The sequence below is a fragment of the Vibrio sp. E150_018 genome, assembly GCF_053544035.1.
In genome coordinates this window covers 61,750-77,924 of sequence record NZ_JBHGNY010000016.1, presented here as the reverse complement: position 1 = coordinate 77,924, position 16,175 = coordinate 61,750, and the positions used below count along the sequence as shown (strand labels likewise).

At 40.9% G+C, this 16,175-nt stretch carries 9 protein-coding genes; 8 read left to right on the top strand and 1 reads right to left on the bottom strand.

The annotated features are described in order from the left end of the window. The first annotated feature begins 56 nt into the window (after nt 1-56). A complete protein-coding gene (locus ACE3G9_RS14025) occupies nt 57-8,786 on the top strand; it encodes a hypothetical protein (RefSeq protein ID WP_449219465.1) in 8,730 nt (2,909 codons plus the stop codon). Between the two features lie 287 nt (nt 8,787-9,073). Beyond that, entirely contained in the window at nt 9,074-9,988 is a 915-nt protein-coding gene (locus ACE3G9_RS14020; RefSeq protein ID WP_449219464.1) for an aldo/keto reductase, read from the top strand. A gap of 104 nt (nt 9,989-10,092) precedes the next feature. Here ACE3G9_RS14020 and ACE3G9_RS14015 read toward each other — a convergent pair whose 3' ends face one another. Further along, nucleotides 10,093-11,073 carry a LysR family transcriptional regulator gene (locus ACE3G9_RS14015; RefSeq protein ID WP_449219463.1) on the bottom strand — a complete coding sequence of 327 codons (981 nt, stop codon included), beginning with the start codon at nt 11,071-11,073 and terminating at the stop codon, nt 10,093-10,095. A gap of 109 nt (nt 11,074-11,182) precedes the next feature. On the opposite strand from ACE3G9_RS14015, the gene ACE3G9_RS14010 reads away from it, so the two are divergent. The 6 genes from ACE3G9_RS14010 (at nt 11,183) to ACE3G9_RS13985 (ending at nt 16,085) form a co-directional block, all read left to right on the top strand. After that, nucleotides 11,183-12,388: a multidrug effflux MFS transporter gene (locus ACE3G9_RS14010; RefSeq protein WP_449219462.1), complete on the top strand. Its 1,206-nt coding sequence runs from the start codon at nt 11,183-11,185 to the stop codon at nt 12,386-12,388. Between the two features lie 162 nt (nt 12,389-12,550). Next, nucleotides 12,551-13,540, top strand: a complete 990-nt coding sequence (locus tag ACE3G9_RS14005; RefSeq protein WP_417880871.1) for a 2-hydroxyacid dehydrogenase — start codon at nt 12,551-12,553, stop codon at nt 13,538-13,540. Nucleotides 13,541-13,620: 80 nt separating this feature from the next. Then, nucleotides 13,621-13,905, top strand: a complete 285-nt coding sequence (locus ACE3G9_RS14000; RefSeq protein WP_417880870.1) for a DUF1294 domain-containing protein — start codon at nt 13,621-13,623, stop codon at nt 13,903-13,905. A 24-nt stretch (nt 13,906-13,929) separates the two neighbouring features. Then, the gene (locus tag ACE3G9_RS13995) at nt 13,930-14,106 is read left to right on the top strand and encodes a hypothetical protein (RefSeq protein ID WP_417880869.1); all 177 of its coding nucleotides are present in this window, start codon (nt 13,930-13,932) and stop codon (nt 14,104-14,106) included. Nucleotides 14,107-14,140: 34 nt separating this feature from the next. Further along, nucleotides 14,141-14,563: a GFA family protein gene (locus tag ACE3G9_RS13990; RefSeq protein ID WP_449219461.1), complete on the top strand. Its 423-nt coding sequence runs from the start codon at nt 14,141-14,143 to the stop codon at nt 14,561-14,563. A gap of 106 nt (nt 14,564-14,669) precedes the next feature. Beyond that, a complete protein-coding gene (locus tag ACE3G9_RS13985) occupies nt 14,670-16,085 on the top strand; it encodes a class II fumarate hydratase (RefSeq protein WP_449219460.1) in 1,416 nt (471 codons plus the stop codon). Nucleotides 16,086-16,175: the final 90 nt, after the last annotated feature.

The window sequence follows — 16,175 nt, the reverse complement described above, 5'->3', positions numbered from 1 at the left end:
GAGATAGCAATGGCTATATCGCCAACAATGGTGATGTGATTTCGGTTGATATTCCAATGGAAATCTCCGACACCGATGGTGATACTTCTAATATCGATATCACCGTTAACCTAGAAGATGGCCAAGACCCGTCCTTTAGTGATGACAGTGAAGCCGTTGTTATTACCGAAACAGATTTTGACAATGTTGACCCTGAGACCGGAGAAGTAACTCAAACGCCAGGTGAATCGACAGGTAAAATCCCAAGCTTTGATATGGGCTCAGATGAAATAGCATCGATGACCTTTGATGACCCTCAAGGTGATGATTCAGGCTTAGGTAATATTACTTACGATGGCGGCAAAGAAACCGACTATGAAGTGGATGGTAATACCATTACCGTCACCGGTGAAAATGATGAACCCATTCTAAGTATTACCGTTGATACAGATGGTAATTACACCGTTACGCAATATGAACCTATCGATCAAGATGCAGGGGATGTTGACCTTAATCTTAGCGTCACTGCAGTGGATGATGATGGTGATAGCGCTTCGGGCAGCTTTAACATTGTGATTGTCGATCCAGAGGGAGTCGATGTTACTGATGAGGTCAATATTACCGAAGGTGATCAAGAGAACTGGGATGAAGGAAAAGATTATCCAGTATCAGGTAGTAGCTCAGTCGTCATTGATTCTTCTAGTGATGATCTACGCCCTGAGACCTTACATATTGATCCAGAAGTGTCTACAGCTTTGAAAGCTGAACTTAATGGTTTAACCAGCAATGGTCATTCGATTAACTTTAAGATCACTACAAATTCAGATGGCACAATTACGATAACGGGTACTTCGGGTGGCTCGTATGTCTTAACGATGACGATGACTCCAACCGTTGATGCAGACGGTAATGCCACCATTACCACCGATGTTGTTCAAAATGGTCCAATTGATCATGAAAATGGCAATGGTGATGGTGAAGGTTATCTGACCAACAATGGTGACACCATCAGTATTGATGTGCCATTAGTAATTGATGATGCTGACGGCACACAAAATAATGTTGATATCACGGTTAACATTGAAGATGGCCAAGATCCGTCGTTTGGTAAGGACACAGGTGCAACACTAGAAGAAGGTGCTGATGGAACCGATTCAGCATCGGGAGACATTAATGTTGATACCGGCAGTGATGACGTTGTCGATGTACGATTTGGTGCCGACCAATCACAATTAGATGACCTGACTAGTAACGGTCAAGATACATCAGTTGTAATCAGTGATGATGGTCATACATTAACCATTTTTGATGTAGATAATAGTAAGGTTATGGAAGTGACTATCGATCAAAATGGTCATTATAAAGTAGAGCAATTCCAGCCGATCGATCAAATTAATGAAAATAATGATACTTCAGATATTCCTATCAATGTTGAAGTCGAAGATGCTGACGGAGATGTAGGCAAAGGCACGATCACCATTCATGATGCCGATGGCGATAACGCACAAGGTGGCGGTGACATTGATGCTGGAATGATCGAAGGTGACCTCACTCCAGATTCCGATTCAGGTGATTTAGAAGGTTATCCGAAAACCGCACAGAGTGATTCAACTCACGTTGATGCTGGGTCTGATGACTTAGATCCAAACACGGTACAAGTAGATCCAACTGTAATGGATGACTTGATTACAGAGCTTAACACTGAAATTACTACAGAAGGTGGCGGTTCAGTTGAGTTCTCTTTTGATCCTGAAACCAACACATTAACCGGTGTGGATGCTAGTGGTAACCCTGTATTAGATTTCCATCTGATTGCAACACCGACTGAAAATGGTGGTGTTGATATTAGTGTTGATATGACGCAATACCAACCAATCGATCATGTAGATGGTACTGGTGATACAAGCGGGTATGTCCATAATGATGGTGACAATATCACTATCAACATCCCAATCCAAATACAAGATACTGACGGCGATTACATGGATGAGTCCATTGATTTCAACGGCACCATAACGGATGGTAAAGATCTTGAAATCGATAGTGCTGACAGCATCAGTGTTAACGAATCTGATATTGATAAAGGTGGGGATAATCACGCGGGTTCAACACCAAATAAAGACGGCGAGTCAGCAACCGGCACGATTACTATTGATTCAGGTAGTGATGAAGTGAATCACTATGAAATTGATGTTAATGCTTTTAATGAGAAAAACTCAGATAGCGAAGGTAATAGCAACATAACTTCGGGTGGCACCGACGTTATTTTAGTTGATAACGGTGATGGCACATATTCAGGTGTGCTGGTCGATGATAGCGGTAACCCAACGGACGATGATGTCTTCAAAATCAGTTTTGATAACACTAATGGTAGTTATACCTTTGAAGTGACTGGCGCGATTGATCAACCACTTGATAATGGCAATGGTGGTCAATCGACCAATATCGTCATTCCTATCCATGGCGTTGATGATGATGGTGATAGTAGTAATACCATTGATGTCAACGTTACTGTTAATGATGATGTACCAACTGCGCAAGATGTGTCTGGTGAAGCGATTGAAGAAGGTTCAGGCCTACAAGATTTAGGTAATATTATTGCTAATGAAGGGGCCGATGGTGCCACTGTGACCGGAATCAAAGACAGTAATGGTAATGTTATCGATCTAAAAAGTGGCGATTATGACACCGTTTATATCGACTCAGATGGAAACATTTCAGGTACAGGTAATGCTACCGAGGCTTATTATGCCATTCCTGTAACGGATGGCGGTGAAAGCATTGGTACCTTATATGTATCAGAAAATGGTGATGTTAAGTTCGAGCCTGTCGATAATTTAGATCATGATGGTAAAGATTACAGTGGTGATTTTGAATTTGTGATCACCGATGGTGATGGCGATACAGATACTGCTGAAGTGACGGTGAATGTCACAGATGAAGGGCCAACTATGCAAGTTTCTGGTGGTTCAGGCCAGGAAGAGGATGGCCGCCATACCACAGATTCAACGGACAATATTGATGACAACACCCGTGAAGGTATTGAAATCAACATGGTTATTAATGTTGGTGATAACGATGAAGGTGAACATCTTGGCGATATCATCATTACACCACAAGACGAAGCCCATGGTGTATTTGAATTTAATGGTGAACCTATCACCCCCAATGATGATGGGTCGATAACTATTCCAAGTGATGCATTCACATTAGTGGATAACGGCGATGGTACTTTCAGTTATGAGTTGGAAGGTATTACTTTTGTGCCAGATGAAGACTTCTCAACGGTGGATGGCTACCTTACTTTTGATGTGAATGGTTCGGTTATTGATGATACTGGTGAGACTCCAATTGACGGTGACTTCAAAATCACGGTTGAAGGTGTTGCCGATATACCAACATGGGATATGGATAACACTGATCTATCTTATGCAACAGGTGAAGACAGTGACAATGTAAAACTGAATATAGATGTTGATCTGAATGATAATGATGGTTCAGAAACCCTAGAATACCACCTTGAAATAAAAGAAGGTGAAGGGGACATTTATGTTGCTGGAGAAAAAATAGATCCGGATGTCAATGGCATATATACCATTTCAGCGGATGATATCGATAAAGTAGAAGTTGACCCTGCGGATAACTGGTCAGGTGAAATACAAATCGATGCTTGGGGAACCAGTACCGAAAGTGGTGATACGGTTGATGGCAAAGAAACTGCCGATTCTGATCACCAAACGATTATCATCGATGTGACTCCAGAGGCTGATGAAGTCAGATTAAGTACGAATAACAATATCAAAGTTGATGAAGATACGGCTATTCAGTTGTCGGATGTGGTTACAAAAGCGCATGTTTCTGTCGATGACGATGGTTCAGAAAGTTATTTTGTTCGTATTTCAGGTTTGCCAGAAGGCGCAACAGTATGGGGCGTAGATGATGCAGGGAACTCTGTAAAATTAGAGCCAAATAAAGATGGTTTCTATGTGATTTCTTTCGATGATATTGATGATACTCACATCATGCCACCGCCACAAAGTAATGACGATTTTACTTTTACTGTAGATGGAATGTCGGTTGATAATGCCGATCTGAGTGATACGGATCTGAATGATGAAGATACTTGGGCTGGCCAAGATAGTAATAAAATCAATGTTGATGTGCACGGTATTGCTGATGAACTTACTATTGAACCAAATGGTGATTGGAAAGTTTCTGACGATGGTAAAACGATCTTAACCACAGTGGATGAAGATGGTGCAGCCTCGATAGATTTCAGCTTTATTTCTGGTGAATATACAAATTCCGATGGACATGGAGCAGTCTCTGAAGAGACCGATTCATCTGAAAAAATCACTTTCACAACATTACAAGAGCTGCCAGAAGGCGTGTATTTTAGCGATGCAGAAGGTAACCCGTTAGAGCCTACATTAGTTTCAACCAATCCAAACTTATACCAATTTGATGTTGATTCATTGAACGGTATTCAAATTCACACTAATAGCAATAGCGCGGATGATATTGATATTCCTGTACGTATTGTGGTGACAGAAGATGACGGTGATTCGAAAGAATATGAATATAATATCCATATTAATGTTGATCCTGTCGTTGATGGCGTTGGTAAAGATGAGAACGGTGTACTAGAGGATTACAACACTATATCAACAGGCTATGAAGATGAGTTAGTCAAACTTAATTGGGATCCTACTGCGCAGTTTGTCGATAATGACGGCAGCGAAAAAGTAGTTGGATTAACCATTAATGGGTTTGAGAATTATCCTGATGGTTATGCAATCGTTATTGGTGATGAAGTGATCACCCCTGATGACAATGGTTCAATTACCTTAACACCAGAACAATTAGCAGAAGCCCAAGAAAGCGGCTTGTATCTTAGCATGCCAGAAGATGCAGATAGTGATATAAATTTAACCACGGATATCACTATTCGAGATTCAGATACTGAAAGTCCAGATGATAACTATGATGAAACCACAATCCATGGAAATTTAGATGTGGATGTCACCTCGGTTGTCGAAGAAGACGGTGATGGTGTGAATGATGGTGGTAAGTTGATTTTTAATGATGCTATCGGTAATGCGATTGCAGATACCGATGGTGACGGAATTCAAGATATATATGAAGACCAAGATATATATGAAGACCAAGATCCTAATGATAAATGGTCAAATGAAATTCATTTATCAGTTAACGGTATAGTTAATGGTAGCTCAAGTGGTAACAGCTTAGATTGGGTCAATGATGATGATTCAAGTGATGAAGTAATCAATAAAGTGATCATTACTTTTCCTGAGGACTTGCCCGATGGTTTCCAAGTTGAAGGTGCGGTAAATAATGGTAACGGTTCATTTACGATTACTGAAGATCAACTCGATGATATTGTGATTACAGCACCTCGTGGGTTTGATGGTGAGGTGACTATACAAGTCAGTGTTACTATACAAGATCAGGGTGATGATCCTAATTCGGAAAGTGAGGTAGTAATCAAAGAAACGGATGTTACCCTCCACTTTACTGATAACAATGATGATGGTGGTACTTATATTCCATCTGCTGCAGGTGATATTGATGGTACAACTCAACAAGTTGATGCTTCTGAAGATCAAGCAGGTGGCGTCAATATAGGTGATTTAATTTCAGATGGCTTGGTGATTAGCACTGATGATACTGATGGTGATGGTTTTTCTGATCTGGATAATGATACCACTTCGATCATTATTAATGCCGCTGATTTGCCTGACGGTGCCACGATTAATGGTATGGAGTATAACGAGCAAACGGGTGAGTATATCATTAATACAACCCCGAATGATGATGGTTCAATAACATTACCACCAGATGTGATTCTAAACTTACCACCAGATTATGCAGGTGATATCGATATTCCCGTGAAAGTTGTTGAAACTGATAACGATAGTGGCCTGTCTAATGAAGGCTCAATGAATATCACGGTTAATGTTAACCCTGTTGCAGATGTTCCAAAAGTTACTATCACAGGTAGTGGTGATGAAGATAGTCGGATTGAATTAGATTTAAGTACGGTTATTGGTGACCAAAATAACGGTGATATAAATAATGGCGGCAATGAAGAAATCACAAATGTGACAATTAAATTGATTAATTCATCACAAGGTGAATTTGTCGATGCGGATGGTAATGTGATTCAACCTGATGAGAATGGTGAAATTCATGTTAACTCGGGTGATCCAATTTACTTCCAACCTGCTCCAGATTTCAGTGGTACTGTTGATGTTACTGTGACAACGGAAGTGACTGATACGGCAACGGTTGATGGTGAAGAAGTAAGTAATAGTGGTTCGTTTGAGCAGAATCTGAGCTTTGATGTCAACGCCGTAAATGATGATATTGAAATTAATGGTGAAATCGCTACCAGTGATAATCCTGTTCAAGTGACAGGTGATGAAGGAACATCGATTTCATTTAGTGATTTTAACGGTAATGTGACTGATATAGATGGCTCGGAAGAGATTATTTCTGTCAGTATTACCGGCGTGCCAGATGGCTTCGTCATTGAAGGCGCGAATAATATGGGGGGGGGTGTTTGGTCTATCCCTGATGTGATTAGTGATGATGGCCAAGGTTTTGATTTATCAGATTTGAGTATTCTGCCACCAAATGATTTTAGTGGTGATATTGATCTGACACTTAAAGTCTACACAACAGATGATAATGGTGACCCTGTTGAGAAAGACGTACCTGTGAATATCCATGTTGATGCAAAAGCAGATGCGGTGAATACCGATGTGGATGTTTCGGTTTCTGGTGATGAAGATGCGGCGAACGGCATAACAATCAATATCAATGCACATGTCGTAGATGATGAAAATAGCGTAACAGATCCTGCAAGTAATGTGCACGAAGATGCACCAGAGCAAGTTCAAGTGACCATTTCTAATGTGCCATACGGTGCGATTTTTAAATTCCCAGAAGGTTCAAATGGTGAAATTATTACAAACCCAGATGGTACGGTAACGATCATTTCAGATGGTTCGAATCTGGATAGCATCATCTTTTACCCACCAGAAAATGGTAACTCTGACAACATGACTGTGGCTGGCGAAGATTGGGACGGAACTCTTGATCTTGCTATCCAAGGTAATGATAACGGTGATACCTCTGGTCCTGTCGAAAACGTTACGGTTGATGTTGATGTGAAGGCAGAAAATGATGCAGCGGTGAACACAGTTCCTGACTCCGTTCCAGCGTCTGATGATGGTGTCACTACGATCACAGGTATACAAATTAGTGATGTGGACGCCTCGGAAGGTAAAGGTGACTTTACGGTTGAGTTACATGCGGCAAATGGCAGCTTATCTTTACCAGAAGGTACGGACACATCAGGTCTGACTATTACTGAAAGTGGTGATGGTACATACACTATCAAAGGTTCATTAGATGATATCAATGCCGTACTTGATGACGGTATTCTCTATGCACCAGATGATGGTTACAGTGGCGATGACACTATTACCATGACGACGACAGATAATGGTGATGCTAATGGTAAGAATCAAGAGACTACAGAAAGCACGATCATTATTACTGATGTTGTAAGTGCTGAATCAGGTGAATCTAATGAGCAAGCTTCTAGCTATAACGCAATTTATACACCAACAGAGCCAGCTCAGAACTTACGTAGTCATTTAGCATCAGCAACATCACAAGTTAGTGCAACGTCGACGATACCTTTAACAACGTTACTCTTAAGTGCTGCTGTTGCTGCAAACGAAGGAGATTCGTTGCAACTAAACCAACTAGGTGGTGCTCAGATTGTGGATGCAGATAACCAGCCTTTGGGTACGGTTTCTGAAGATGGCTCTGTGACATTAACACCAGACCAGGTTGCAGAAGCTTATGTATACCAACAAGCTGAATCAATCACGACTGAATTTACAGTAGTGACTAAATCTGCGGATAACCGTGTTGTGAGTGAGCATAATGTCTCTACCACAAGCTTTAATACGACAGGCTTAGACTCACAACGTGATGTTGCAAGCCAAAATAGCTCATCGGCTTCGTCTAATAGCGCTGAGAATGCACAAGCCGCAATAGTAGGTGATGCTGAACATGCTGTAGAAGATCAAAATGTGGCAGATTTATTAGCTGAAAATCCTGAAATGGCTGAACAATTACCCGAGAATGCTGAACCGCTATCGGATGATTTAGCGAATCAAGATTTACCATCAACGGTTGACCCGTCTGTTCAGGTAGATGATACGGATGAGTTAGCAAGCAATGAGGATAGTGCAAATTCTTACGAGCAATCTCAGCAGGATGATGAGCTTGATAGCGATCAAGATGACTTGTATTTAAATGAAGACGTGAATGACAGCTCACTATACGCGGATGATGTAAATCAAGATGACGGATTCTTCGATGAAGATGACAGCTTCGATTGGGATCACATCGCTGCTAACGGTTTAGATGGTGAGCTAAATGGTGATGCTTCTGGTATGGAAATAGCTGACGATGTAATGATGTATAGCAATGTAGATTTCGATGTATCAGATTTGCTTGATCAAGACGATCAGGATGGCAATCTTGATATGGATAAATTACTAGGTGATGCCGCACCATCATCGGCAGCCGATATTGGTAAGTCGGAAGAAGCATCAGCAGATGATTTAGCCTCTACCCAGCATCTTGACCAACCGGATGTATCTGGAATGGGAATGGACTTATCAGGGGTTGATGACACTAGCTCAGCAGGTCATATTATTAATGACTTGTTTGATCCAAACTCAATCAAACCAACCGATGGCTAATGTCATTTTAAGTTTGCAGTAATACAGATAGCCTCACCGAAATAATTGGTGAGGCTATTTTTTATGCGCAGGAGCAAGAAACGGTTTCATACATTCACCGTATTAGCGGAAAAACGCTACTAAGATCAAAGATTCTATAGCTTGCATTACCGTGATATTAGTTTTTAAATTATCCATTGTACCTAGATGAAAAACACCATAGGATTGATAAGAATCGAGAGTAATCATAAGCCTTCATCGAATTCAAAATATCTTCATCAGAGGTTACACAACAGGGAGTCAACCAAATGGTTGCAGTGAAAAAACAACAAATCGCACCTCAAGGGCCTGAATTTTCAGAACTAGTACAGGGTTATTGGCGCTTGGGTGATTGGGGAATGACACCACAACAACGTTTAACGTTTTTAAAGCAACACGTTGAACTCGGTGTAACGACAGTTGATCATGCGGATATTTATGGTTACTACGGATGTGAGCAATTATTTGGTGAAGGATTAGCACTGGATAGAAGCCTGCGTGATCAAATTGAGATCGTCACTAAATGCGATATCCAACTATGCGGCGATAAAAATCCCGTTCGGAAAGTGAATCACTACAACACCAGTAAGAATCACATTGTTGAATCAGTTAATAATTCATTAGCGCGCTTACAAGTTGAAAATATTGATGTGCTATTGATTCACCGCCCAGATGCATTAATGGATGCAGATGAAGTAGCGGAGACATTTTCTGAGCTAAAACAAGCCGGTAAAGTGAAGCACTTTGGTGTGTCTAACTTTACGCCTCGTCAATTTGAGTTGTTGCAATCTCGCTTAGATGCGCCGCTAGTGACCAATCAAGTTGAAATTAACCCATTAAATTTTGATGTGGTTGATGATGGTACTCTAGATTTGCTTCAACAATTACGTGTTAAGCCAATGGCTTGGTCTTGCCTTGCTGGTGGCGCTATTTTTAATGGTTTAAAAGAGCAACATATTCGCGTACGTGATGAACTAGAAGCGATTCGTGAAGAAGTCGGCGCACAAAGTATTGACCAAGTGATTTATGCTTGGGTTCGTCGTTTGCCATCTAAGCCAATGCCAATCATTGGTTCTGGTAAAATTGAGCGAGTTCAAACTGCGATTGATGCTCTAAGTATTGAATTAACCCGTGAGCAATGGTTCAGAGTTTGGATAGCATCGAAAGGTCACGGTATGCCATAAACCGCTACACTGCGTACGTATATTCATCGTATTTAGTTAATAAGGAGCTCACTTGAGCTCTTTTTTACATTGTTTTGGTGTTGAATTCAGGATAATCAGCTGTTTTATGAAAATGAAGTAGGTTGATAAGGCAGTCCCGCTTGTTGAATAGATTGGCATATCGTTTCACGTATCCATTGATGACCTTGATCTTGATTGTTTCTTTCATGCCACAGTAATACATAAGCCATTGGCATAAATTCAAAGGGTAGTGGCAATTGAGTCAGCGGATAAAGTTTTAGTGCGTGGTTAGCAAAACTTGAGGGTAAGGTGAAGATCAAATCGGTATGAGCACATACGCTCGCTGCGCCATAAAAATCTGGCACAGTAGTATTAATTTTACGATGATGACCTAATTCTGCAAGGTTGTAATCTAATGCCCACCATTCTTTACCTTCGCAACGAACCTGCACATGTGATAACGCTAAATAGTGCTCTAATGTCCAATCAGTATTTTTAATCGCGTTTAATACAGGATGATCATTTCGCACCAAGCAAACTTGTTGATCCTTAAATAAGGTTTGGTGCTCAATGCCTTCGGGTAGCTTACCGACACTAAATTCTGATTGAGGGTGTAAATCCCGTCCAGCGATCCCAAAATCGATTTGTCCGTGCTGTAAGTCGTTAAACGATTGGCCAGTCCATAGATAAGAATCAAGTTGAATATCAGGCGCTTGACTGAGTAATGAACCTATAAATGAAGGAATTAAGGTTTCGTAGGCACTTTCAACCATAGAAAAACTAAACTTGCGGTGACTCGTCTCTGGGGTAAACGTGGGGGGCTGTGTGATTTGGTATAAGTCTTGAAGTATGCTTGGCAAAATTTTGGCTAATGCGAGGGCATGAGCGGTGGGTTTTAAACCATGAGAAGTCCGTTGAAAGAGGGGATCTTCTAGTGTATCGCGTAGACGATTTAAACTTTTACTTAATGCCGATTGGCTTAAATTCAAACGACTTGCAGCACGCGTAACACTTTGTTCTTCAATCAGAACTTGTAAAATTACGAGTAAGTTAAGATCGATTCTGGCTAGTTTATCTAAATTCACAGTTATTCCTTAAGGGTAATTGTCTTTAGCTATTATATCATTTCTATTCATAACATCTAAGCGCTATACTAACGGCTTTATCTGATATGCCAGCTTTTACGAGAATTCGATGCAACGTAATTTATTACCTATGTTAATGGCGATGGTGCTACTTAGCCCATTAGCCATCGATATTTATTTACCGTCTCTCCCGACGATGGCAGCGGAATTTTCTGTTTCCAATAGTGAAGTTCAATCCACTTTAATTCTATTTTTGTTCGCAATGGGTTTAGGCCAGATTGTGATTGGCCCGCTTGCTGACCGGTTTGGTCGCCGCCCAGTTGCGTTGTTTGGCGTCATTTTATACGGGTTGAGTAGTGTTCTAGCCGCCGTAGCACAAGAGTTTGAGCTGTTACAAATTGCCCGAGTGCTACAAGGGTTAGCGGCTTGCTCGACTTCCATTGTCGTATTCAGTGCGGTTCGTGACTGCTACAGCGTAAAAGATAGCGCCAAAATATACAGTTATCTTAATGGCGCGATTTGCGTGATCCCTGCATTAGCACCGACTCTAGGTGGGGTATTAGCATTACATTTTGGTTGGCGTTCAACGTTTGTATTTATGATTTGTTATGCCATTTTGATTTTATTCATGGTGACGTTCCGCTTCCCTGAAACTCGTCCATCTCATACGGTAAGTGATGGTGCGTTATACCGTTGGGCTCGTTATAAACCTGTTCTAATGGATCGACATTTTCTCTTTTATGCTATTTGTTGTATGACAGGTATGGGGTCGATTTTAACTTACGTGTCTTACTCGCCAGTGTGGCTGATTGGTCACTTAGGAATGTCTGAATTGGCATTTAGTGGTTTGTTTGGTGTCAATGCACTGATTAATATTGGTGCTTGTTTTGGCGCACCTTGGGTGATTAAAAAGCTTGGTAATCGCCCAACGGTTATCTTTGCGCTATCACTATTTATTATTTCGGCAGTTTTACAATTTGTTGTTCAGCAATGGGGACTTGTTTCACCACTGGCGGCTGCCGCTGGATTCATGTTACCAATGGCATTGCTATGTATTGGTTTTGCTTTATTGCTTGGTCCGGCAACCAGCATGGCATTATCTGGCTTTGGTGAACGTGCTGGAACTGCGGCGGCTATGCTTGGTTTTATTCAAATGAGTGGCGCGTCATTATTGGCGGGCTTGATTCAACAAACCTCGTTAACGGCTCCTTATGCAGTGATTTGTGTAATGGGTGGCAGCGCTATTGTCTTACTTAGCGTGATGTCGATGAAAAGAATGAATGCATGGCATGTCGAACGACTGGCTCACGATTGATGTGTCATGCTTCTCTTTATGAATAATAGATAAAAGCCAGCCTAGTGCTGGTTTTTTATTATTAGAATTTTGTATGTTTGGCTTTCAATTATTTGTGCGCAAGGGCTTAAGAGGCGTAGTATTAAGCTCAGATTGATAAACTTTTAAATTAGAGGTGTACGGATGAAAATCTCAATGTTCAGCACAAAATCTTATGATGAAAGATCGTTTCTTCAAGCGAATGAAAATTATGGTTATGAGTGCCATTTTTATAACTTTCAACTTGATCTAAAAACGGCATCGATTGCTGAAGATTCTCAAGTCGTTTGTGCGTTTGTGAATGATGATTTAAGTCGTCCAGTGTTAGAGAAGCTGGCAAATCAAGGCACTAAACTGATTGCAATGCGCTGTGCGGGTTTTGACCGCATTGATTTGGAAGCAGCAAAAGAATTGGGATTACAAGTGGTGAGAGTACCCGCTTATTCACCAGAGGCCATTGCAGAGCATGCAGTAGGCATGATGATGTGCTTAAATCGTCGTTTTCATAAGGCATATCAGCGTACCCGTGATGCTAATTTTTCTTTGGAAGGTCTAACGGGATTTAACTTTTATGGTAAAACAGCAGGCGTTATTGGTACGGGTAAAATCGGTTTAGCCACTATGCGTATTTTAAAAGGGTTAGGTATGAATGTTTTATGCTATGACCCATACCCTAATGATGCTGCAAATGAAATTGGTGCAACTTACACATCGCTTGACGATATTTATCAGCAATCAGATGTGATCACTCTGCATTGCCCTTTAACACCAGAAAATCGCCAGCTCTTAAATGCCGAATCATTTAGTAAAATGAAAGATAAAGTGATGATAATCAACACCAGTCGAGGTGGTTTACTGGATTCACAAGATGCCATTGAAGCGCTAAAAGTGGGAAAAATTGGCGCATTGGGACTTGATGTATATGACAATGAAAAAGAATTGTTCTTTCAAGATAAATCGAACGATATTATTACTGATGATATTTTCCGTCGTTTATCTGCTTGTCATAATGTTCTATTCACCGGGCATCAGGCATTTCTAACGAATGAAGCATTAGCCAATATTGCTGATACAACATTAAGTAATATTAAGCTGTTCTCGCAAAGCAAACCTTCTGGTAATGAAGTGATCTAAAGTCAAACTATAGTAGTGAGTGATAGGGTGGAGTATTATTCGTATATCAATTTTACGTCACCCTTGAAGAATACGATTTAATGATTTCTCTGCAAGCTGGATTAATTTATTGCTTAATCCTGAGTTTTGTCACTTTTGCTATTTATTGGAAAGACAAACGAGCGTCAATCAAAGGCAATTGGCGTACCCCTGAAAAAATGTTACACATACTTGCTATTTTAGGTGGATGGCCGGGTGCGTTGTTAGCTCAGCGCCTCTTTCGCCATAAAACCAGTAAGTTTCGTTTTCAGTTTGTATTTTGGCTACTAGTTGTCCTTAATTGTATTGGTACAGTCTTGATCCAAAACCCTGATTTTTATATGTAACGTGAATCAACAAGGATTACTACCATGAACTCTGATTATCCTCTCGTTTCTGCAACTTGGCTCTTTGATCATTTTTCTGATGATAATGTCGTTGTTCTTGATGCGACTACTCAACATGCCGTAGTCGGTGAAGCCTCAAAAATGCTTCGCCAATCTCCTTGCCTAAAGGTTTGGAGGATAGATCTGAATTCTGCAATTTGAAGTCACTTGGGTATAAATAATAAGGAATCGAGTTATGACAGATGTTAATTATCCAGTAAAAGGCCAATGTCAGTGTGGTAGTGTGAACTTTACCTTGAAAGCGGCACCTAAAGTGGTAATGGCTTGCCATTGTAAAGAATGCCAAAAATTATCCACCAGTGCGTTTAGTATCACTTGTGTTCTGGATGCAAAGGATATTGATATTCAAGGTGAGCTAAAGCAAACCAGCCGCACTGCAGACAGCGGCAATGAAAATATCGGTCATTTCTGTGCTGGTTGCGGTAATCGTATCTATCAATTAAACCCTGCTGTTCCCGATATGATCAAATTTAAGGCTACGGCTAGTTTAGATGATACACGAATGATTGTACCGGCGATGCATGTATGGACAAGCCAAAAGCAAGATTGGGTTGTGATCCCCGATGATGTTCAGCAATTTGAAAAACAACGCAATTGATAACTGGTGAGCGTTTAATTACCTTTCCTTATCGCAATGATAACTTGCATATCGACTAAATAGGTTCGACACTGAAGCCATTCCATCACAATTTAAGGATGATGTTATGGCTTCTGTTCCCTCCAATACTTTTTACCGTACTGAACATGACAGCATGGGAGAGGTAAAAGTCCCCAAAGATGCTTTATATCAGGCTCAAACTCAACGAGCCGTCGATAATTTTTCAATCAGTTCTTTGACGATGCCGCCTCGTTTTATTCAATCTGTCGCCATGATTAAACAAGCCGCCGCTAAAGCCAATGAAGAATTGGGTCTACTCGATTGTTCAATGTCTAAAGCGATTCAGGCTAGTTGTCAGGCTATTATTGATGGTGAGTACCTAGACCAATTTCCGATCGATGTTTTTCAGACTGGTTCTGGTACCAGCACCAACATGAATCTTAATGAAGTGATCGCGACCTTATCAAATCAAATTCTTGAAGAAGAAACGGGGCAAGCACAGCGTGTTGGTCCGAACGATCATGTCAATATGGGGCAAAGCAGTAATGATGTCATTCCTTCGGCGATTCAGCTTAGTGCATTAATAGCGATTGAAGATGAACTGATTCCTGCCATGGAGCATTTAAGCCAAGTGGTGGAGGAAAAAGCGTCGGCATTGTCTCATATTGTCAAAACCGGTCGTACTCACTTAATGGATGCGATGCCAATAACCATGGGGCAGGAGTTATCAGGCTGGAAAGTCCAGATCGATAAAGCTCGCTGCCGCATGGAACAGCTGTTGCCAGATTTAAAGCAATTGGCGCAGGGCGGAACTGCAGTGGGTACCGGCATTAATGCACCTCAAGAATTTGCTCAATTATTTACGCAGCATCTGAGTTCAATAACGGGAAAGTCCATTCAGCCAAGTGACAATTATTTCTACAATTTAAGTAGTCAAGACTCAAGCGTAGCTGTATCTGGTGAATTAAAAGCTTATGCCGTAGCCTTAATGAAAATATCTAATGATCTACGTTGGATGAATTCAGGGCCACTGGCGGGAATCGGTGAAATAGAACTGCCAGCTTTACAACCGGGTTCATCGATTATGCCGGGAAAAGTAAACCCTGTTATCCCCGAAGCCGTAGCCATGGCAGCAGCCCAAGTGATGGGGAATGACACAACCATTTCGGTTGCGGGGCAAAGTGGTAATTTTCAGTTAAACGTGATGTTGCCAGTGATTGCTTTTAATCTATTACAAAGTATTGAACTACTTGTGAATAGTTCACGTAGCCTTGCCGATAAAGTGATAAAAGATTGTGTAGTCAGAGAAGATAATTTGGATTTGGCTCTCGCTAAGAACCCTATTTTAGTCACTGCATTAAACCCTATTATTGGCTATGAAAAAGCTGCGCAAATCGCTAAAAAAGCGTATAAAGAAAAGCGTGCAATCATTGATGTAGCCGAACAAGAAACCGAGTTGTCGCGTGAAGAGCTTGAGAAGTATCTTAATCCAAGTCATTTAACCAAAGGCGGACTAGCTTAAGTCCCTTGACTTGATATTGCAGCAAAGAATAATAAATGTATTTTACTCTCGAGAAAAAAAGAAAGAAGCCACAATCATGTGGCTTCTTTT

Bases quoted from the DNA above. Each gene is read 5' to 3' on its own strand.
- ACE3G9_RS14010 (WP_449219462.1), top strand. From the start codon at position 11,183: ATGCAACGTAATTTATTACCTATGTTAATGGCGATGGTGCTACTTAGC.
- ACE3G9_RS13985 (WP_449219460.1), top strand. From the start codon at position 14,670: ATGGCTTCTGTTCCCTCCAATACTTTTTACCGTACTGAACATGACAGC.
- ACE3G9_RS13990 (WP_449219461.1), top strand. From the start codon at position 14,141: ATGACAGATGTTAATTATCCAGTAAAAGGCCAATGTCAGTGTGGTAGT.
- ACE3G9_RS13995 (WP_417880869.1), top strand. From the start codon at position 13,930: ATGAACTCTGATTATCCTCTCGTTTCTGCAACTTGGCTCTTTGATCAT.
- ACE3G9_RS14005 (WP_417880871.1), top strand. From the start codon at position 12,551: ATGAAAATCTCAATGTTCAGCACAAAATCTTATGATGAAAGATCGTTT.
- ACE3G9_RS14000 (WP_417880870.1), top strand. From the start codon at position 13,621: ATGATTTCTCTGCAAGCTGGATTAATTTATTGCTTAATCCTGAGTTTT.
- ACE3G9_RS14020 (WP_449219464.1), top strand. From the start codon at position 9,074: ATGGTTGCAGTGAAAAAACAACAAATCGCACCTCAAGGGCCTGAATTT.
- ACE3G9_RS14025 (WP_449219465.1), top strand. From the start codon at position 57: ATGGAAATCTCCGACACCGATGGTGATACTTCTAATATCGATATCACC.